General features: G+C 73.3%; 19 protein-coding genes. 15 read left to right on the forward strand and 4 right to left on the reverse strand.

Going from position 1 to position 18,959, the window contains the following annotated elements; translation table 11 throughout:
• Positions 1-6: 6 nt before the first annotated feature.
• The 5 genes from ACZ66S_RS09560 to ACZ66S_RS09580 are packed head-to-tail and all read left to right on the forward strand — an operon-like array spanning position 7 to position 3,787.
• Positions 7-453, forward strand: a complete 447-nt coding sequence (locus ACZ66S_RS09560; RefSeq protein WP_469900930.1) for a PPOX class F420-dependent oxidoreductase — start codon at positions 7-9, stop codon at positions 451-453.
• Between the two features lie 2 nt (positions 454-455).
• Positions 456-1,523 carry a methyltransferase gene (locus tag ACZ66S_RS09565; RefSeq protein WP_469900931.1) on the forward strand — a complete coding sequence of 356 codons (1,068 nt, stop codon included), beginning with the start codon at positions 456-458 and terminating at the stop codon, positions 1,521-1,523.
• A complete protein-coding gene (locus tag ACZ66S_RS09570; protein ID WP_469900932.1) occupies positions 1,520-2,536 on the forward strand; it encodes an aldo/keto reductase in 1,017 nt (338 codons plus the stop codon). Before ACZ66S_RS09565 ends, ACZ66S_RS09570 begins: the two co-directional genes overlap by 4 nt.
• Before the next feature lie 13 nt (positions 2,537-2,549).
• The gene (locus ACZ66S_RS09575) at positions 2,550-2,987 is read left to right on the forward strand and encodes a PPOX class F420-dependent oxidoreductase (protein WP_469900933.1); all 438 of its coding nucleotides are present in this window, start codon (positions 2,550-2,552) and stop codon (positions 2,985-2,987) included.
• The gene (locus ACZ66S_RS09580) at positions 2,984-3,787 is read left to right on the forward strand and encodes an aromatase/cyclase (protein WP_469900934.1); all 804 of its coding nucleotides are present in this window, start codon (positions 2,984-2,986) and stop codon (positions 3,785-3,787) included. Before ACZ66S_RS09575 ends, ACZ66S_RS09580 begins: the two co-directional genes overlap by 4 nt.
• An 82-nt stretch (positions 3,788-3,869) precedes the next feature.
• On the opposite strand, the gene ACZ66S_RS09585 is transcribed toward ACZ66S_RS09580, so the two are convergent.
• Positions 3,870-4,901: a methyltransferase gene (locus tag ACZ66S_RS09585; RefSeq protein ID WP_469900935.1), complete on the reverse strand. Its 1,032-nt coding sequence runs from the start codon at positions 4,899-4,901 to the stop codon at positions 3,870-3,872.
• A gap of 206 nt (positions 4,902-5,107) precedes the next feature.
• On the opposite strand from ACZ66S_RS09585, the gene metK reads away from it, so the two are divergent.
• The 3 genes from metK to metF are packed head-to-tail and all read left to right on the forward strand — an operon-like array spanning position 5,108 to position 8,243.
• A complete protein-coding gene (gene metK, locus ACZ66S_RS09590) occupies positions 5,108-6,316 on the forward strand; it encodes a methionine adenosyltransferase (RefSeq protein WP_469900936.1) in 1,209 nt (402 codons plus the stop codon).
• A gap of 38 nt (positions 6,317-6,354) precedes the next feature.
• Complete coding sequence (locus ACZ66S_RS09595; protein ID WP_469900937.1) at positions 6,355-7,338, forward strand: carbohydrate kinase family protein; 984 nt, start codon at positions 6,355-6,357, stop codon at positions 7,336-7,338.
• Entirely contained in the window at positions 7,335-8,243 is a 909-nt protein-coding gene (metF, locus tag ACZ66S_RS09600; RefSeq protein ID WP_469900938.1) for a methylenetetrahydrofolate reductase [NAD(P)H], read from the forward strand. Before ACZ66S_RS09595 ends, metF begins: the two co-directional genes overlap by 4 nt.
• A 96-nt stretch (positions 8,244-8,339) precedes the next feature.
• Here the strand turns inward: metF and ACZ66S_RS09605 are convergent, their stop codons facing one another.
• Positions 8,340-9,080 carry an SDR family oxidoreductase gene (locus tag ACZ66S_RS09605; RefSeq protein ID WP_469900939.1) on the reverse strand — a complete coding sequence of 247 codons (741 nt, stop codon included), beginning with the start codon at positions 9,078-9,080 and terminating at the stop codon, positions 8,340-8,342.
• 190 nt (positions 9,081-9,270) lie between these two features.
• Here ACZ66S_RS09605 and ACZ66S_RS09610 point away from each other — a divergent pair, with 190 nt between their 5' ends.
• The 6 genes from ACZ66S_RS09610 to fusA all read left to right on the forward strand — a co-directional run bounded on the left by ACZ66S_RS09610 (position 9,271) and on the right by fusA (position 16,805).
• Positions 9,271-10,188 (forward strand): MBL fold metallo-hydrolase, encoded by a 918-nt coding sequence (locus tag ACZ66S_RS09610; RefSeq protein ID WP_469900940.1) that lies wholly within the window; start codon positions 9,271-9,273, stop codon positions 10,186-10,188.
• 45 nt (positions 10,189-10,233) lie between these two features.
• A complete protein-coding gene (locus tag ACZ66S_RS09615) occupies positions 10,234-11,811 on the forward strand; it encodes an acyl-CoA carboxylase subunit beta (RefSeq protein ID WP_469900941.1) in 1,578 nt (525 codons plus the stop codon).
• A complete protein-coding gene (locus tag ACZ66S_RS09620) occupies positions 11,808-12,053 on the forward strand; it encodes an acyl-CoA carboxylase epsilon subunit (RefSeq protein WP_469900942.1) in 246 nt (81 codons plus the stop codon). Before ACZ66S_RS09615 ends, ACZ66S_RS09620 begins: the two co-directional genes overlap by 4 nt.
• Before the next feature lie 13 nt (positions 12,054-12,066).
• The gene (locus ACZ66S_RS09625) at positions 12,067-13,443 is read left to right on the forward strand and encodes an MFS transporter (RefSeq protein ID WP_469900943.1); all 1,377 of its coding nucleotides are present in this window, start codon (positions 12,067-12,069) and stop codon (positions 13,441-13,443) included.
• A complete protein-coding gene (locus ACZ66S_RS09630; protein ID WP_469900944.1) occupies positions 13,328-14,428 on the forward strand; it encodes a serine hydrolase domain-containing protein in 1,101 nt (366 codons plus the stop codon). The genes ACZ66S_RS09625 and ACZ66S_RS09630 overlap by 116 nt, the downstream gene beginning before the upstream one ends.
• 340 nt (positions 14,429-14,768) lie before the next feature.
• Positions 14,769-16,805 carry an elongation factor G gene (fusA, locus tag ACZ66S_RS09635; RefSeq protein WP_469900945.1) on the forward strand — a complete coding sequence of 679 codons (2,037 nt, stop codon included), beginning with the start codon at positions 14,769-14,771 and terminating at the stop codon, positions 16,803-16,805.
• A 92-nt stretch (positions 16,806-16,897) separates the two neighbouring features.
• Here fusA and ACZ66S_RS09640 read toward each other — a convergent pair whose 3' ends face one another.
• Together ACZ66S_RS09640 and ACZ66S_RS09645 are read right to left on the reverse strand one after the other, a co-directional pair.
• Positions 16,898-17,290 (reverse strand): SCO5389 family protein, encoded by a 393-nt coding sequence (locus tag ACZ66S_RS09640; protein WP_469900946.1) that lies wholly within the window; start codon positions 17,288-17,290, stop codon positions 16,898-16,900.
• Positions 17,291-17,335: 45 nt separating this feature from the next.
• A complete protein-coding gene (locus tag ACZ66S_RS09645) occupies positions 17,336-18,301 on the reverse strand; it encodes an ATP-binding protein (protein WP_469900947.1) in 966 nt (321 codons plus the stop codon).
• Positions 18,302-18,417: 116 nt separating this feature from the next.
• Here ACZ66S_RS09645 and ACZ66S_RS09650 point away from each other — a divergent pair, with 116 nt between their 5' ends.
• A complete protein-coding gene (locus tag ACZ66S_RS09650) occupies positions 18,418-18,954 on the forward strand; it encodes a GNAT family N-acetyltransferase (protein ID WP_469900948.1) in 537 nt (178 codons plus the stop codon).
• Positions 18,955-18,959: the final 5 nt, after the last annotated feature.

Raw genomic sequence — 18,959 nt, forward strand, 5'->3', positions numbered from 1 at the left:
GAAGTCATGAGTCAGAACCAGGAGGACGCCTACCGGCGGCTGCTGGCCGAGCGCAGCGGCGGTCGCGGCGTCCTGGTCACCCTCAAACGCGACGGCCGCCCCCAGCTCTCCAACGTGGGATACAGCTACGACCCCGCCACGGACACCATCCGGATCGCCACCACCGACGACCGGGCCAAGACGCGCAACGCCCGCCGGGACCCCCGGGTCACCTTCCACGTGACGACCGAGGACATGTTCGCCTTCGGGGTCTTCGAGGGCACCGCCTCGGTGTCCGAGGTGGCCGCCGACCCGTACGACGCCGTGGTGGACGAGCTCTGCGACATGTACCGCGCCACCCAGGGCGAGCACGAGGACTGGGAGGAGTTCCGCCGGACCAAGGTGAAGGACCAGCGGCTCGTGCTGCGCGTGCAGGTCGAGCGCACCTACGGCTTCATCTTCCGGAAGAGCTGACGATGACGACCCACGCGGCGCCGGCCGTCACCCGGCAGAGCCTGCTGGACACCCTCCAGGCCTTCAAACGCACCAGTCTGCTCAGGGCCACGGTCGAACTCGGCGTCTTCGACGCGCTCGCCGCCGGCCCCCTGGACCCCGGCCGGCTCGCCCGTGCCGTCGGCGCGGACGCCCGGGCGCTGCGCATCCTGCTCGGCGCGGCCGCCGCCACCGGACTCCTCGTCCGGGACGGCACCCGCTTCGCCCTCCCGCCCGGCGCCGCCGAACTCCTGGTCAGCGACAGCCCCCAGTACGCCGGACACGCGCTGCGGATCAACGTCAGCGACTGGGAGTGGGAGGCGATGCGCGACCTCGCCGCCGTGGTGCGCAAGGGCGGCACCCTGCTCGCCCCCGACGCCACCGAGCCGGGGTTCTCCTACTGGCGGGACTTCGCCGCGGACGGCACCTTCGTGACCCGGGCCGCCGCGGCCGCCCTCGTCGAGTCCACCCGGGCCTGGGCGGACACCGTGCCGGTGCCCCGGGTGCTCGACGTCGGCTGCGGACACGCCCTGTTCGGCCTGGAGTTCGCCCGGCTGCACCCCACCGCCGTCCTGCACGCCCTCGACCGCCCCGACGTCCTCGACCAGGCCCTGGTCCACGCCGGGCGCATGGGCCTCGCGGACCGCACCCACCGCATCGAGGGCGACGCCTTCACCGCCCCGCTCGCCGGACCGTACGACCTGATCGTCGTCGCGAACCTGCTGCCCATGTTCCCCGAGGACCAGGGCGTCGCCCTGCTGCGCCGGCTCTCCGGCGCACTGCGCCCCGGCGGGCGTCTGGTCACCGTCGGGTTCACCGTCGACGGCGGCCCCCCGGCCGAGGAGCACGCGGCCCATCTGCTGTCCCTGCTGATGCTGGTCTCCACACCCGGCGGCGAGGCCCACTCCCTGGACACGACACGCCGGATGGTCGCGGCCGCCGGACTGACGGAGGTCTCCACCCACCGGGTCGATCCGCTGCCCGTACACGTCGTGACGGCCGCCCCGGGCGCGCCGGCGGCCGTGGACACACAGGAAGGAACCAAGCGATGAAGTACGCACGGGTCGGGGACAGCGGTCTGGTGGTGAGCCGGATCGTCTACGGGAACGCCATCACGCACGGGGACCAGGTCGACGAGTCGGTCGCCCGGGACTGCGTACGGGCCGCCCTGGACAACGGCATCACCACCTTCGACACCGCCGACCTGTACGCCGAGGGCCGGGCGGAGGAGATCCTCGGCCGCGCCCTGGCCGGCGTCCGCCGCGAGGAACTGGTCGTGTGCACCAAGTCGGGCCGCTGGGCCAGGCCGGGCGACCCCAACGCCGGCCGGCTGTCCCGCAAGCACATCCTCCAGTCGGTCGACGCCTCCCTGCGCCGGCTGGGCATGGACCACGTGGACCTCTACCAGACGCACCGCCACGACGCGGAGACCCCGCTGGAGGAGACCGTCGAAGCCCTCGCCGACGTCGTCCGCGCGGGCAAGGCCCACTACATCGGGGTGTCCGAATGGCCGGCCGACCGCATCCGCGAGGCGGCCCGCATCGCCCGGGAACTGCACGTCCCGCTCATCGCGAACCAGTCCCAGTACTCCCTCCTGTGGCGGGTCGTGGAGGCCGAGGTGCTCCCGGCGAGCCGGGAGGCGGGCGTCGGCCAGATCGCGTGGATGCCGCTCGCCGGCGGCGCGCTCACCGGGAAGTACCGGCCCGGGGCGCCCTTGCCGGAGGGCAGCCGGGCCGGGTCGGGTCCGGGCGGCGCCAAGTCCATCGGCCGCTGGGACTACCTCAACGAGAAGGTGCTCGCCGCCGTGGCGGACCTGGCGCCGCTCGTGGCCGAAGCCGGACTCACCCTGCCCGAGACGGCGATCGCCTGGGTGCTGGGCCGGCCGGGGGTCTCCGCCACGGTCATGGGCGCCTCCCGCCCGCAGCAGGTGGCGCAGAACGCGGCCGCCGCCGACGTCACCCTCGACGACGAACTCCTGCGCCGCATCGACGCGGTGGTGGCCCCCGTGGTCCGGGACGACCCCTCGCTCACCCTGGATCCGCTCGGCCCCGCCGCGAAACTGTGAGGGGGAGAACCGCGTGATCTTCACCGACAAGGAGATCGAGTACCTCACCTCGCAGCCCTTCGGCCGGCTCGCGACCGTGGGCCCGCACGGCGATCCGCACGTCGTCCCGGTGGGCCTGCACTACAACCCGGACCTGGCGACCATCGACATCGGCGGCCTCAACCTCACCAGGAGCCGCAAGTACCGGGACGTCCGCGCGCGCCCGCAGGTCGCGTTCGTCGTCGACGACGTCGACCCGGCCGATCCGACGGCACCCCGGGGCATCGAGATCCGCGGGCTCGCCGAAGCCCTGGCCGAGGGCGGCCGGCGCCTCGGCGGCCAGGTGGCCCGGGAGCTGATCCGGATCACGCCGACCCGGGTCGTCTCCTGGGGCATCGAGGCGAACTGGCAGGCGGGCCCCTTCGCCCGCAGCGTGTCCCCGGACCACCGACGCACGGAGGAACCCCGATGACCGAACTCACCCATGAACTGACCGCGGCGGCACCCGCCCGCGTCCTCTTCGACCTGGTCGCCGACGTGGTCGAGGCCCCCCAGTACTTCCCCACCCATCTGCACGCCGAGATCGTCCGCACCGAGAGCGCCGAACGCGATCTCGTGGCCCGCTGGGTGATCGACGGCGGCGCGCCCCGGGGCTGGCGCCTGTGGCGGGTCCGGGACACCGAGAACCTGCTCATCTCCTTCGAGCACGAGACGCCCCGGCCGCCGCTGACCGCCATGCGCGGCGAGTGGCGCTTCGAGCGTCTGGCCGACGGCGGGACGAGGCTGCGGGTGCGGCACTCCTTCGACCTGGCCGAGGGTGCCGACCCGGCGGCCGCCGGCAAGGTGGCCCGTCAGCTCGACGACAACGTGCCCCGCCAGCTCGCCGGGATCGCCCGGCTGGCGGGGTCGATCGAGGCACTGCGCCGCGACACCCTGACCAGTGTCCGCACGGTCCGGGTGCGGGCGCCCCGCGAGGAGGTCGCGGCCCGCGCGGCCGGCACCCTCCCGGACGGCGCGGCGCACTGGGTGTGCGTCGAACCGTCCGAGGACGGCCTCGTGTTCAAGCGCCACACCGGGCTCGCCCCTCAACTGCACGCGTCGACAGGGGAGTTCCGGTTCACCGAGGAACAGGGCGGCACGACGGTCCGCCTGCGCAGGACCGTCACCCTGGCCGGCCCGGTCTCCGAGGAGGAGTCCCGCGTCGCCCGCAAGCAGCTCGACGCGGACGTGCGCGACCAGCTCACCGAGCTGGCCGGTACGGCGGCGGGCTGAGCCGCCCCGCTCCCCGCCGCCTGCACGGCTCGGCCCCGGAACCCTTCCCGGTTCCGGGGCCGAGCCGTGCGGTGCCACCGGGTCAGTCGCGCTTCGCGGCGACGACGACCGTGTCGTTGCCCTTCGCCAGCCGGGTGGCCGACAGGAAGGTGAAGCCCGACTTCTCCACCCAGGTACGGCACTCCGACACCGTGTACTCGGAGCCGCCCGGCGTGATCAGCCCGACGTTCAGACTGCCCACGAGGCTGCGCAGGTCCGGTGCCTCCTCGTCGAGCATCTGGTCGTAGACGACGACCGCCCCGCCCGGCGGCAGCACGGCGTGGGCGCGGTCCAGCAGCTCCTGGCGCCCGTCCTGCGACCAGTCGTGCAGCACGTGCCCGAACACCAGCACGTCGGTCTGCGGCAGGGTGTCGGCGAAGAAGTCGCCCGGGTGGAACAGCACCCGCCCGGACAGGCCCAGTTCGGCCATGTGCTCGTCGAAGAACGGCTGCACGGCGGGCAGTTCGAAGACCCCGCCGGTCAGGTGGGGGTGCCGGCGCACCAGTTGGGCGGCGACATTGCCCCGGGCGCCGCCCACGTCGACGAACGACGAGTACGCCGACCAGTCCACCGCCTCGGCGAGCTGCGGACCCACCACCCCGTTGTTGGCGTCCATGTGGACCAGGAAGTTCCGGGTGGCCTCCGGGTTGCTGTACAGCGTGGCGAACGCGTCCGCGCCGACCCCGGCCTTGGGCTCGCCGTCCCGCAGGGCCTCGGTGAGCCGGCCCCACGTGTGGTAGTGGCGCTGACCCGCGGTACGGATCCGGGCGCCCAGGTAGAGCGGGCCCCCGGGCACGAGGAACTGCTCCACCTCGGGCGTGAGGCGATACCGCGCGCCGTCCCGCCGGATCAGACCGAGCGCGGCCACCGCGCCGAGGAAGTCCCGCAGCAGACGCGGGTGGAGCTCCAGCCGTGCGCAGATCTCGCCCTGGCTCAGCGGCCCTTCGGACAGGAGCTCGAAGAGCCCCACCTCGACGGCGCTGTGCAGTATGCGGGCCTCGGCGTAGGAGGCGCTCAGGCGGGCGATCGCCGGCGCGTCCAGGGACGGCCCGGCGCTGGTGTCGCTGATGGTCATGAAGTGTCCTCGCATCCCTCGGGAGTTCGGATGACGGTCCATCGTCCGCACCCCGGGTCGAGGGTTCGTCGAGATGTCGGAGAGCACCCGTGCGGATCCGGACACTGGCGCGAACAGGGCTCTAACGCGGCTGGCTACGTTGCGGGGGACCGGACCAGCCGCTCCCGTTCCCCATCGGAGCCGACGCCCCATCAGGAGGCACAGCCATGCCCGGACGCCTGTTCACCTCGGAGTCCGTCACCGAGGGCCACCCCGACAAGATCGCCGACCAGATCAGCGACACCCTGCTGGACGCGCTGCTGCGGGCGGACCCGGCCTCCAGAGTCGCCGTGGAGACACTGATCACCACCGGCCTCGTGCACGTGGCCGGCGAGGTCACGACCGAGGCCGACGTGCCGATCGCGCGGCTCGTGCGCGAGAAGATCCTGGAGATCGGCTACGACTCCTCGGCGAAGGGCTTCGACGGCGCCTCCTGCGGGATCTCGGTGTCCATCGGCGCGCAGTCGCCCGACATCGCGCGGGGTGTCGACACCGCCTACGAGAGCCGCGTCGACGGCGACGCCGGTGACCTCGACCGGCAGGGCGCGGGCGACCAGGGCCTGATGTTCGGCTACGCCACCGACGAGACCCCGACCCTGATGCCGCTCCCCATCCACCTGGCGCACCGCCTGGCCGAGCGGCTGTCCGCGGTCCGCCGGGACGGCACCGTCCCCTACCTGCGGCCGGACGGCAAGACACAGGTCACCCTGGAGTACCAGGGCAGCCGACCCCTCCGGCTCGACACGGTCGTCGTCTCCTCGCAGCACGCCGCCGGGGTCGACCTCGACGCGCTCCTCGCCCCGGACGTCCGGCGGCACGTCGTGGAACCCGTGCTGGCGGAGCTCGGGGACGAGGGCATCAAGCTGGAGACGGACGGCCACCGGCTGCTGGTCAACCCGACGGGCCGCTTCGAGGTGGGCGGACCGATGGGGGACGCGGGCCTGACCGGCCGCAAGATCATCATCGACACGTACGGCGGCATGGCCCGGCACGGCGGCGGCGCCTTCTCCGGCAAGGACCCCTCCAAGGTGGACCGTTCCGCCGCGTACGCGATGCGCTGGGTCGCCAAGAACGTCGTCGCCGCCGGTCTCGCCCGGCGCTGCGAGGTCCAGGTCGCGTACGCCATCGGCAAGGCCCGGCCCGTGGGCCTGTTCGTCGAGACGTTCGGCACCGCCGTCGTCGCGCAGAGCCGTATCGAGGACGCCGTGCACGAGGTCTTCGACCTGCGTCCGGCCGCCGTCATCCGGGACCTCGACCTGCTGCGCCCGATCTACGCCCGGACCGCGGCGTACGGCCACTTCGGCCGTGAACTGCCCGAGTTCACCTGGGAACGCACCGACCGCGCCGAGGCACTGCGCCGGGCGGCCGGCGTCTGATCCCGAACGCCCGGCACCATCACGAAAGAGAGGCCGCCATGCGCATTGCCGTGACGGGATCGATCGCCACCGACCACCTGCTCCAGTTCCGCGGCCGCTTCACCGAGCAGTTGCTCGCCGACAGCCTGGACCGCGTCTCGCTCTCCTTCCTCGCCGAGGACCTGGAGATCCGCCGGGGCGGAGTGGCCGCCAACATCGCCTTCGGACTCGGCCGGCTCGGTCTGACGCCGTACCTGGTCGGCGCCGCCGGAGTCGACTTCGCCGAGTACCAGCTCTGGCTGAAGCGGAACGGGGTCGACACCGACTCCATCACCGTCTCGGACAGCCGGCACACCGCCCGCTTCATCTGCACCACCGACGCCGAGCAGAACCAGATCGCCACCTTCTACGCCGGTGCGATGGCCGAGGCCCGTGACATCAGCCTCCATCCGCTGATCGACCGCACCGGCGGCCTCGACATGGTCGTCGTCTCGCCGAACGACCCCGAGGCGATGCTCCGGCACACCCGGGAGTGCATCGCCCTGGGCATCCCCTTCGCCGCCGACCCCTCCCAGCAACTCGCGCACCTGGGACGCTCCGAGGTCCGGGCCCTGCTGGACCATCCCCGGCTGCTGTTCACCAACGAGTACGAGTCCGCGCTCCTCCAGGAGCGGGCCGGCTGGACCGAGCCGCAGATCCTGGGCCGCGTCGGCTCCTGGGTGACGACCCTGGGGGACCGGGGCGCCCGCATCCAGCGGGCCGGACACCGGCCGGTGCGGGTTCCCGCCGTCACCACCGCACCCACCGTCGATCCCACCGGCGTCGGCGACGCGTTCCGCGCGGGCTTCCTCGCCGCCGGCGCGTGGCGACTCGGTGAACAGGCAGCGGCCCGGCTGGGCTGCGCGCTGGCCACGCTGGCACTGGAGACGGTCGGCACCCAGGAGTACGCCCCGCGGGCACCGGTCCTGCTGGCCCGCCTCCACGATGCCTACGGCCCCGGGGCGGCCGCCGAACTCGCCCCGTTCCTGGAGGTGTTGCCGTGAACAGCCAAGTGAGCGCGCCCACCGTGCGCGAGGTCCTCGCCGGCGGGGTCCCCTTCTTCTCCTTCGAGGTCTTCCCGCCGCGGACCGAACAGGGCACACAGGCCCTGTGGACCACCGTCCGCCGGATCGAGGCGCTGTCACCGGCCTTCGTGTCGGTGACCTACGGCGCCGGCGGCTCCTCCCGGGACCGCACCGTGGCCGTCACCCGGCGGATCGCCGCGGAGACGACCCTGCGTCCGGTGGCCCATCTCACCGCCGTCGGGCACTCGGTGGCCGAACTGCGCCACATCCTCGGCCAGTACGCCGACGCGGGGGTCCGGGACGTGCTCGCCCTGCGCGGAGACCCGCCGGGGGACCCGAACGCCCCCTGGCGGCCGCACCCGCACGGCTTCCGCCACGCCTGCGAACTCGTCGGCCTGATCAAGGAGTCGGGCGACTTCGGCGTGGGCGTGGCCGCCTTCCCGGAGATGCACCCGCGCTCCGCCGACTGGGACAGCGACATCAGGCACTTCGTGGCCAAGTGCCGGGCCGGCGCCGACTACGCCATCACCCAGATGTTCTTCCACGTGGAGGACTACCTGCGGCTGCGCGACCGGGTCGAGGCCGCGGGCTGCGACACACCGATCATCCCGGAGATCATGCCCGCCACCGACGTACGCCAGATCCGGCGGTTCGCCGCCCTGTCCGGCGCGGCCTTCCCCGAGGACCTGGCCCGGCGCCTGGACGCCGCCCGGGACAGACCGGCCGAAGGGCACCGCATCGGCGTCGAGCACGCGACCGCCATGGCGCGTCGGCTCCTCGCCGAGGGCGCCCCGGGACTGCACTGCATCACCCTCAACCGGACCGCGGCCGCCCTGGAGATCCATCAGGGCCTGCGGACCACCGCGGGCGCGGCCCGGAACTGAGGGGCACCCGGGCCGGGGCGGCACGGAACAGGCCCACCGGCGCCCGACGGGGGATGGCGGGTGCCGGTGGGCCGCTTGAGGGCGGTGGTGCTGAGGTCAGCCGGCCACCAGGGACAGGCCGCCGTCGACCGTGACGACCTGGCCGTGGATCCAGCCCGCGTCGGGACGGCACAGCAGGGCCACGGCGTCGGCGATGTCGTCCGGAGCGGTCAGCCGACCCGCCGGGGTGCGCGCGGCGAGCGCCGCCGCCACCTGCGCCGGACCCTCGGCACCTGGCCCCTTGTCGATCTTCGAGGTGGAGACCGCGTTCACGGTGATGCCCGCCGGGGCCAGCTCCACGGCCAGATAGCGCACCAGGCTCTCCAGAGCGGCTTTGGCCACCCCCTGCGTCAGATAGGAGGGGACGACCCGGCCCGCGCCCGCGCTGCTCACCGCGATGACCCGGCCCGGCCGGCCGGCCATCAGCCCGGTCAGGACGGGCACACCGGCGAGCAGCGGCGCGAGCGCCAGGACGAGATCGTCCCGCACCTCCCGCAGCGAGGCCCGCGGCCCGGCCGGCGGACGCCGGTGCGCGGCCGCGTGCACGAAGACGTCCAGGACGCCCCAGGTCTCCCGCACCTCGTCGAGCACCCGCACGATCCCGCCCGGGGCGGTCAGGTCCGCCCGCACCGCGGTCACCGTGCCCGGCAGCCCGGACAGGGAGTCCAGGGCGTGCTTCGCGTCGGCGTCGCTGTGCCCGTAGACCAGCAGGACGTCGCCGCCGTCCGCGCACAGCCGGCGCGCGACCGCCAGTCCGACCCCCCGGGTACCACCCGTCACCACCGCTTTCCCGCTCATGAACACCCTCCTCCGGGCCGTGTGCGGTCCAGGGTCACCGGCCCCCGTCGACGAATGATCGAGAACGGATCGCGCGAACGCGGCGGTCCCTCGCCACCGTCCGGTCTCTAACCGTCCTCGAAGCGCGGCACCGACGCTGAAGGCCCGCCGGGCGGCGGTCCGTGCCCGAGGTCCAGGAGAAGGAGCCGACATGAGTGAACTCGGCCCGTACGAGCCGCGGTTCGAGGAGGTCGCCGACGGCGTGCACGCCTTCGTCCAGCCGGACGGGAGCTGGTGTCTGAGCAACGCGGGCGTCCTGCCCGGCAGCGACGTCACCCTCGTCGTGGACACCGCCGCGACCCGGGCCCGGGCCCTCAGGCTGCGCGCCGGGGCCGAGCGGCTCAGGGGCGACTCACGCCTGCTGGTGGTCAACACCCACCAGCACGGCGACCACACCTTCGGCAACTGCGTCTTCGCACCGGACGCCCTGTTCGTCGGCCACGACACCACCCGCTCGGACATGGCGACGTCCGGCCTCGGACTCCAGCGACTGTGGCCCGACGTGCCGTGGGGCGAGGTGCGGGTCACCCTGCCGGAGCTCACCTACTCGGACCGGATGACCCTGCACACCGGCCCTGACGAGGTCGAGCTGATCCACCCCGGCCCCGCGCACACCACGGGCGACACCGTCGTCTGGGTGCCGCACCGGCGGGTGCTGTTCACCGGGGACATCGTCATGAACGGGGTGACGCCCTTCTGCCTCATGGGTTCCGTCGAGGGCTCGCTGCGCGCGATACGGCTCCTGCGCGCACTGGGGCCCACCACGGTCGTGCCGGGACACGGCCCGGTCTGCGGACCCGAGGTGTTCGACACCTGCGCCCGCTATCTGCGGTGGGTGCAACGGCTCGCCGAGGACACCGTGTCGGCGGGCGTCTCCCCCCTGGAGGCGGCCCGCGAGACGGACCTGGGGGAGTGGGGCGCCCTGCTCGACCCGGAGCGCCTCGTGCCCAACCTCGTCCGGGCCGTCGCCGAGGCACGCGGCGGACCCCTGGGCGAACCGATCGACGAAATGGCCGCGTTCGGCGAGATGCTGGAGTTCCACGGCGGCCTCCCCACCTGCCACGCCTGAACCCGGCGCCCCCCGTTTCCCGGCCTGTCAGGAGAAAGGGCAGTCATGACCGTCGTACAGGACAATCCGTTCCAGGCGGCCCGCGACCGGGTCGCGGAACTCCACGAGATCCGCGCCGCCGTCCGGGAGGGTCCGGACGAGAGGGCCACCCGGGCCCAGCGGGCCAAGGGCAAGCTCACCGCCCGTGAGCGCCTGGCCCTGCTGTTCGACGACGGTGACTTCACCGAGGTCGAGGGCCTGCGCCGGCACCGGGCCACCGGCTTCGGCCTCGAGCACAAGCGGCCCTACACGGACGGGGTCGTCACCGGCTGGGGCCGGGTCTACGGGCGGATGGTCTTCGCGTACGCCCACGACTTCCGGGTCTTCGGCGGCTCGCTCGGAGAGGCGCACGCCGAGAAGATCCACAAGATCATGGACATGGCGTCCACGGCGGGTGCTCCCCTGGTGGGGCTGTGCGACGGCGCCGGCGCCCGGATCCAGGAGGGGGTCGGCGCCCTCGCCGGGTACGGCGGCATCTTCCGGCGCAACGTGCGCAACTCCGGGGTGATCCCCCAGATCAGCGTCATCATGGGGCCGTGCGCCGGGGGCGCCGCCTACTCGCCCGCGCTCACCGACTTCGTCTTCATGGTCCGCGGCACCTCGCAGATGTTCATCACCGGCCCCGACGTGGTCAAGGCGGTCACCGGCGAGACGATCACCCAGGACGAACTGGGCGGCGCCGACCCGCACGGCACGGTCTCCGGAGTCGCGGACTTCGTCCACGACGACGAGGCGGCCTGTCTGGCGGACGTCCGCTACCTGCTCTCCCTGCTGCCCGCCAACAACCGGGAGGCCGCGCCCGCCGAGCCCCCGTCCGACCCGGCGGACCGGCGCACCGAGACCCTGGCGGCCCTCGTCCCCGCCGACCCCCACCGCCCGTACGACATGCGCCGGGTCATCGAGGAGATCGTCGACGGCGGCGAGCACTTCGAGATCCGCCAGGGCTGGGCCCCCAACGTGCTGTGCACCCTCGCGCGGCTGGACGGCCACGTCGTGGGGATCGTCGCGAACCAGCCGTCCGTGCTGGCCGGAGTGCTGGACATCAAGGGCAGCGAGAAGGCCGCCCGCTTCGTGCGGTTCTGCGACGCGTTCAACATCCCGCTCGTCACCCTCGTCGACGTCCCGGGCTTCCTGCCAGGGGTCGACCAGGAGCACGGCGGCATCATCCGCCACGGTGCCAAGCTGCTGTACGCCTACTGCGACGCCACCGTGCCCCGGGTGCAGGTCATCCTGCGCAAGGCCTACGGCGGCGCCTACATCGTCATGGACTCGCGCTCGATCGGCTGCGACGTCTCCCTGGCCTGGCCCACCAACGAGATCGCCGTGATGGGTGCCGAGGGCGCCGCCGACGTGGTCTTCCGTCGCGAGATCGCCGCCGCGCCGGACCCCGAACTCGCCCGCAAGCAGTACATGGAGGAGTACCGGGAGCAGTTGATGCACCCGTACCACGCGGCGGAGCGCGGACTCGTCGACGACGTGATCGACCCGGCCGAGACCCGCCCCCGCCTGGCGGACGCCCTCGGCATGCTGCGCGCCAAGTACGTCGCCGCGCCCAGCCGCAAGCACGGGAACCAGCCGCAGTGACCGGCGACCTTGCCCGCCGTCCCGCCGCCGCGGCCTTCGAGGTGCGCTCGGGCCGGCCGTCCGAGACCGAACTGGCCGCCGTCACCGCGGTGTTGCTCGCCCTGGTCCGCGCGTCCGCACAGGACGCGGGACCCCGGGCGTCCGGTGCCCGGGCACCGCGCTGGCCGGCCGAGGAGCGCCCGCACGTGCCCTCGGGAGCGTGGGCGGCCGCACCCCGGGGTGCCGCGCGCACCGCGCCCTGACCGGCGGGGGAAGATGTTCCGGCACACGTTCCGATCGCTCGCCGTGCGCAACTTCCGGCTCTTCGTCATCGGCCAGATGTTCTCCGTCACCGGCACCTGGATGATGCTGGTGGCCCAGGACTGGCTGGTGCTGTCCCTGTCCGGTGACTCGGCGACCCAGCTCGGACTCGTCACCGGCCTGCAGTTCGCCCCCGTGCTGCTGCTCACGCTGCACGGCGGCACCCTCGCGGACCGGTGGGACCGGCGACGGCTCCTGGCGGTGGCGAACGGGGTCGCCGGGCTGCTCGCCGGGCTGGTCTTCCTGGTGGCCGTCGGCCCTGGGCTGCGCCTGTGGCACCTCTACGGGTTCGCCGCGGCCCTTGGCATGGTCACCGCCGTGGAGGCACCGACCCGCATGGCCCTGGTGGGGGAGATGGTCGGGGCCGAACTCCTGCCCAACGCCTCGGCGTTGAGCGGGGCGTACTTCAACGTCGCCAGGATGGTGGGTCCGGCGCTCGCCGGTCTGCTCATCGGCCGCCTCGGCGCCGCCTCCGTGTTCCTGCTCAACGCCGTCAGCTACGGCGCGACCGTGGCGAGCATCGCGCTGATGCGGGAGCACGAGCTGTGCTCGGCCCGCCCGCGGACCGACCCGCGCCACCGGAGCGGCGGGGTGAGCGCCGGACTCAGGCATGTGCGGGGGCGTTTTGACCTGCTGCTGCCGCTGGCCCTGCTGGCGGTCGTGGGCACCTTCGGCTTCAGCTTCCAGCTCACCCTGCCCGTGCTCGCCAAGGCGGAGTTCGGGACCGGCCCGTCCTCGTTCGGACTGCTGACCTCCGCGCTCGCGGCCGGCTCGCTGGGCGCCGCGCTCGTCACGACCGCCCGGGTGCGCAGACCGACGGCCGGAGCGGTGATCGGCGCGAGCGCGCTGTTCGGGCTGTGCGAGACCGCCTCGGGCCTGGCACCGACGTTCGCCCTGACCCTCGTGGCACTCGCCGCCACCGGTTTCGGGGCGGGCTACTTCGCGCAGGCGACCAACCACCGCGTGCAGTTGGGCGGCGACGCGCGGTACCGCGGCCGGGTGCTGGCCCTCTACGTCGTGATCTTCCAGGGATCGACCCCGCTGGGCGCCCTCCCGCTGGGCCGGCTCGTCGAGGCGCAGGGCGCCAGATCCGGACTCCTGGCCGGTGGCCTGGTCACCCTGGCGGCGTCGGCCGCGGCGCTGCTGTGGGCACGGCGGCGCGATCCACCCGTATATCGGTTGACCGGCGCGCCGGGCGAGGAGCTCAATACCCTCCATGGCCGACATCCAGGGCACGTACGACGATCTGTTCTCCGCGGTACCCAACGGGCTGGCGGCGCTGCTGGACGAAGGGGACGCGGGGGGCTCGGTGGCCGTCTTCGTGGACGGTGAGCCGGTGGTGGACGTCTGGGGCGGCTGCACCGACGCCGGCCGGACGGTCCCGTGGGAACGGGACACGATCACCAACGTCTACTCCACCACCAAGACGATGACGGCGTTGTGCGCGCTGATCCTCGCCGACCGCGGCGCTCTCGACCCGGACGCCCCGGTGGCCCGCTACTGGCCGGAGTTCGCCGCCGCCGGCAAGGAGAAGGTGCTCGTCCGGCACCTGCTGTCGCACACGGCCGGCCTGCCCCACTGGGAGGGCCCGGTCGAGGAGCTCTACGACTGGCCGGCCGCCACCTCCCGGCTCGCCGCCCAGCCCCTCCTGTGGGAGCCCGGCACCGCGGCCGGCTACCACTCGCTCACCCAGGGCTTCCTGGTCGGCGAGGTCCTGCGCCGGATCACCGGCCGCACGGTCGGCGAGTTCCTCGCCCAGGAGGTCACCGGCCCCCTCGGCGCCGACTTCCACATCGGCCTCCCCGCCGACCAGGACCACCGGGTCGCCCGCACGCTCCCGCCGCCCGGCCGCGACGAGGACTACACCGCGGGCGCCGCGAACAGCGACGCCCCGCGCACCACGGCGACCGCCTTCCGCCTCCGGGACGGCAACAGCACGGCCTGGCGGCGCGCCCAGATCCCCGCCGCCGGCGGGTTCGGCAACGCCCGTTCGGTGGCGCTCGTCCAGTCCGCGCTCGCCTGCGGCGGCACCGTCCGGGGCGTACGGCTGCTGTCGGCGGCGGGCGCCGAACGGGCCCGGGAGGAGCAGTTCAGCGGCGAGGACCAAGTGATCGGCATGCCCCAGCGGTACGGACTGGGCTACGGCCTGTTCGGCACCTCCTTCGGCTGGGGCGGCTGGGGCGGCTCCCTCGTCATGATCGACCCCGACGCCCGCATGGTGGTGGCGTACGCGACCAACCAGATGCGCGAACCCGCCGAGGACACAAGGGGGTTGGACCTCGTCATGGCCGCCTACGACGGCCTCCAGGGCCTCTAGCGCCGGCATCCCGTCCGAAGGGGCGGGGCACGGGAAAAACCCCGTGCCCCGCCCCTTCCCGTGTCCCTACACTCACCACGCAGCCCATCAAGAGGACGACGAGCGAGGGGAGTACGGCCGTGTGCGTGCGCAGCGCTGTCGCCGTTCCCCGGACGTCGTACGACGTGATCCTCGTGTCCTCGACCCTCCGGTGCCCGCTGCGCGGCCGGCACCGGACGCCCGCGACGACCGCCTGACCGAGGCCGGACACCGCCCCGCAGCCGCGGGCGACGTGCCGCCATGTCGTCGTACGGGACATCGCGCAGCCCTGTCATACCCACCACCCGAAAGGCCATGGGCCGTGCGCACCGACCGTCACACCGACCCGCTCGCCGTCGTCCGCAACCTCGGCATCCTCGCCCACGTCGACGCCGGCAAGACCACCGTCACCGAGCGGATCCTGTTCGCCACCGGCGCCACGCACAAGCGCGGCGAGGTCCACGACGGCACCACCGTCACCGACTTCGACCCGCAGGAGCGCGACCGCGGGATCACCATCTTCGCCGCGGCCGTGAGCTGCGCGTGGGACGGACACCGCCTCAACCTGATCGACACCCCGGGGCACGTCGACTTCGCCGACGAGGTGGAGCGCTCGCTCCGGGTGCTCGACGGAGCGGTCGCGGTGTTCGACGCGGTCGCGGGCGTGGAGCCGCAGAGCGAGTCGGTGTGGCGGCAGGCGGACCGGCACGGTGTCCCGAGGATCGCGTTCGTCAACAAGATGGACCGCGCGGGCGCCGACCTGGACGCCGCCGTCGACTCCATCCGCCGGCGACTGCATCCGGCCCCGCTTCTCGTGCAGATGCCCATCGGCAGCGAGGACGGCTTCACCGGTGTCGTCGACCTGGTCCGGATGCGGGCGCTGACCTGGCCGGTCGGCGGCACGCTGCTCGAAGGGCCGGTGCCGGACCCGCTGCGCGAGGAGGCGCTCGGACGCCGCCGCACGCTGGAGGAGGCCGTCGCGGAACGGCACCCGGCCGCCCTGGAGGAGTTCTGCGACCGGGAGACCCTGTCCGCCGGCACCCTCACCGCCGCACTGCGGGACCTCACCCGCGGCGGCGACGGCGTGGTCGTCCTGTGCGGCTCGGCCTACCGCGACCGCGGTGTCGAACCGCTGCTGGACGCCGTCGTGGCGTACCTGCCGTCACCGCTCGACGTGCCCGCCGTACGCGGCGGGAACGGTGAGGAACGGCCCTGCGACCCGGCGGCGCCCTTCGCGGCGCTGGCGTTCAAGGTGCACGCCACCGCGACCGGACGGCTGACGTACCTCCGGGTGTACGCGGGAACGATCGAGAAGGGAGCCACCGTGTGGGACGCGGGTGCACGCCGTACCGAGCGCGTCGGACGGATCCTGCGCGTGCAGGCCGACCGGCACGCCCCGCTGGAACGGGCGGTCGCCGGCGACATCGTGGCCGTCGTCGGGCTGCGGTCGGCCCGGGCGGGCTCGACCCTGTGCGCGCCGGACGCCCCGCTCGTGCTCGAACCGCCGAGCGTGGCCGACCCCGTCGTGTCCGTGGCGGTCGAGCCGCAACGGGCCGTCGACTCCGACCGGTTGGCGTCGGCGCTGGCCCGGCTGGCCGAGGAGGACCCCTCGCTCGTCGTCCGAACGGACCCCGAGACGGGTCAGACCCTGCTGTCCGGCATGGGGGAACTGCACCTGGAGGTCGCGGTGGAGAAGGTACGGCGTGAGCACGGCCTCGCCCTCACCGTCGGCCGCCCGAGGGTCGGTTACCGCGAGACGGTCGGGCGCGGGGTGTCGGGGCTGGTCTTCCGGCACGTCAAACAGGACGGCGGGGCAGGCCAGTTCGCCCACGTCGTGCTGGACGTCGAACCCTCGCGGGAGGCCTTCGAGTTCCGTTCCGCGGTCGTGGGCGGGCGCGTCCCGCAGGAGTACGTCCGCGCGGTCGAGGCCGGCTGCCGGGACGCCCTGGCCGAGGGCCCCCTCGGCGGGCACCCGGTGACCGGGCTGCGCGTCACCCTCACCGACGGGGCGACCCATGTGAAGGACTCCTCGGACACGGCCTTCCGCACCGCGGGCCGGTTCGGCCTCCGGGAGGCCCTGCGTGCCTGTGCGATGGTCCTCCTGGAACCGGTCGTCGAGGTCACGGTCACCGTGCCCGAGGACGCGGTGGGCGCCGTGCTCGGCGACCTCGCGGCCCGCCGCGGCCGGGTCTCGGGCTCGACCGCGCGCGGCGGTTCGACGGTCGTCACGGCGACCGTGCCGCTGGCCGAACTCTTCGGCTACGCCACGAGACTCCGCAGCCGCACCCAGGGCCGCGGCACCTTCACGGCCCGCCCGACGGGGTACGCGCCGGCACCGGCGGTGACGTCGGCACGGTGACGTGACGTGAGATCCGGGACGGCGGTCCCGGACACGAGGAGGAAGGGCCGGGCGGTCGCACCGCCCGGCCCTGCACCCCGCGCGCTGTCCGTTCAGCAGTCCCTGAACTCCGGCGACTGGTTCAGCACCTGCGAGCGCAGCGATGTGAAGCGGGCGTAGGCGGCGCCGTCGAGCGACTCCGGGCGGAAGGCGGCCACGCGGTGGCAGTTCTGGAAGGCCAGGGCGACGCCGAAGTGGCGTTCCAGGCTGCCGCGGATGGCGTCGCTGGCGAGCGCCCGCAGGAGCTGGCCGCGCTCCTTCTCGGACGGGGGAGGGGTCTGGTTGTCGGTGAACTCGGCCCGGCCGCCGCGCAGTTCCGCGGCGAGGGAGGCGATCAGGTCGTAGGCGTAGGGGAGGGAGGTGCGGACGGTGTCCACGAAGTCCTCCTCGCGGATGTCGCCCTGTTCGGCTTCGGCGAGGAGCTTCGGGGAGACGTCGAGAGACATGTGCGGGGGGTTCCTGTCCTGTTGTCGTGCACGGAAGGGAGGGGGTCAGCGGAGGGAGGCCGGCCCCGGGACGAAGTCCGGGTCCACCTGGGCGGCCAGGTCGAGGCGGGTCGCCTCGTTCGCCCAGGAGCGGGCGTTGCGCAGGTGGAAGTCGACGGCGTGGCGGTGGAGCGTCGGCCAGTCGCGGGGGTGGGCGTCGACCGTCTCGCGCAGGATCGACAGGGCGTGCCGGTTGTGCGGCTCCAGGCCGTCCGGGCCGTCCAAGTCGCCTTCGGTGCGGCCCTGTTCGGCGGCGCGCACCCACGGCGACTGGACCAGATGGGTCAACAGGTCGTCGCCCACGTGCTCCTTGAGGAAGAGCAGGTCGTCCTCGCCGGTCACCTTGTTGCCGACCACGGCGATCCGGATCCCGAACTCCCGCGCGTGGTCCCGGTACTGGCGGTACACGGAGACGCCCTTGCGGGTGGGTTCGGCCACCAGGAAGGTCACGTCGAAGCGCGTGAACAGGCCCGAGGCGAACGCGTCCGCGCCGGCTGTCATGTCGACGACGACGTACTCGCCGGGGCCGTCGACCAGGTGGTTGAGGTACAGCTCCACCCCGCCCAGCTTGGAGTGGTAGCAGGCCACGCCGAGGTCGCTCTCCTCGAACTCGCCCGTCACCATCAGCGGGACGTCACCGACCTTCCGGACGTGACGGGCGTGCAGCTCGTCGTCGCCCAGCAGCCGCAGCAGCCGTGAACCCCGGCCCGGCGGTGTGGTCTTGATCATCGCCTCGCGGGAGGCGATGCGCGGGTTGTCGCCGCGCAGGAAGTCCTTGATGTCGGCCACGTGCGCGCCCAGCGGAGGGGCGCCCAGGTCGTCGCCGTCGTGGCCCAGCGCCTCGGCGAGGTGCTGGTTGATGTCGCCGTCCACGGCCAGCACCGGTGCGCCGGAACGGGCCAGATGGCGGGAGAAGAGCGCGGACAGGGTGGTCTTGCCGCTGCCGCCCTTGCCGACGAAGGCGATGCGCACTACCGCTCCATCTTTTTGAAAATGGATGTCATGTCGGTAGGTTCTATGACGTGCGTTCGACCACTGTCAAATCACCCCGCGATCAAGGTCCGGTCCTTAATGCATATGATGTGCAAGTGCGTGACTACAGCATCAGGGCCGCGAGCCCGGACGACCTCGAAGGTGCGCGAGCCGTGATGCTCGACACCGTCTACCGCGACTTCGGAACCGGGTACGTGCCGCGCTGGCACGCCGACATCGTCGACCCGGCCGCCGCCTACCTCGTCCCGGCCCGCCACACCCTCCTCGTCGCCCTCGACCCGGACGACCGGGCCGTCGTCGCCACCGGCGCCCTCGACTCCCGCGGCCCCGCGCACCCGCCGAACCCGCGCGAGCTGGCCGAGCGCTACCCCGACGGCGAGACCGCCCAACTGCGCCGGATCTACGTCCGCCCCGAGCACCGCAGACGCGGCCTCGCCCGCCGCCTGGTCGACGAACTGCTCGCCTTCGCGGCCGCCGACGGCGGCTACCGCCGCGTGTATCTGCACACCGACCCGGCGGTCCCCGGCGCCGAACCCTTCTGGCGCTCGATCGGCAAGGTCGTGCACGACGAACGCGAGACCACGGGCGGCGCGAGCAACGTCGTCCACTTCGAGATACCGATGGGACGGTGACCGCG

Source organism: Streptomyces sp. NPDC107471, from assembly GCF_055582845.1.

Bases quoted from the DNA above. Each gene is read 5' to 3' on its own strand.
- ACZ66S_RS09560 (WP_469900930.1), top strand. From the start codon at position 7: ATGAGTCAGAACCAGGAGGACGCCTACCGGCGGCTGCTGGCCGAGCGC.
- ACZ66S_RS09625 (WP_469900943.1), top strand. From the start codon at position 12,067: ATGTTCCGGCACACGTTCCGATCGCTCGCCGTGCGCAACTTCCGGCTC.
- ACZ66S_RS09605 (WP_469900939.1), bottom strand. From the start codon at position 9,080: ATGAGCGGGAAAGCGGTGGTGACGGGTGGTACCCGGGGGGTCGGACTG.
- metK (WP_469900936.1), top strand. From the start codon at position 5,108: ATGCCCGGACGCCTGTTCACCTCGGAGTCCGTCACCGAGGGCCACCCC.
- ACZ66S_RS09595 (WP_469900937.1), top strand. From the start codon at position 6,355: ATGCGCATTGCCGTGACGGGATCGATCGCCACCGACCACCTGCTCCAG.
- ACZ66S_RS09610 (WP_469900940.1), top strand. From the start codon at position 9,271: ATGAGTGAACTCGGCCCGTACGAGCCGCGGTTCGAGGAGGTCGCCGAC.
- ACZ66S_RS09615 (WP_469900941.1), top strand. From the start codon at position 10,234: ATGACCGTCGTACAGGACAATCCGTTCCAGGCGGCCCGCGACCGGGTC.
- ACZ66S_RS09580 (WP_469900934.1), top strand. From the start codon at position 2,984: ATGACCGAACTCACCCATGAACTGACCGCGGCGGCACCCGCCCGCGTC.
- ACZ66S_RS09585 (WP_469900935.1), bottom strand. From the start codon at position 4,901: ATGACCATCAGCGACACCAGCGCCGGGCCGTCCCTGGACGCGCCGGCG.
- ACZ66S_RS09570 (WP_469900932.1), top strand. From the start codon at position 1,520: ATGAAGTACGCACGGGTCGGGGACAGCGGTCTGGTGGTGAGCCGGATC.
- ACZ66S_RS09630 (WP_469900944.1), top strand. From the start codon at position 13,328: ATGGCCGACATCCAGGGCACGTACGACGATCTGTTCTCCGCGGTACCC.
- ACZ66S_RS09565 (WP_469900931.1), top strand. From the start codon at position 456: ATGACGACCCACGCGGCGCCGGCCGTCACCCGGCAGAGCCTGCTGGAC.
- ACZ66S_RS09640 (WP_469900946.1), bottom strand. From the start codon at position 17,290: ATGTCTCTCGACGTCTCCCCGAAGCTCCTCGCCGAAGCCGAACAGGGC.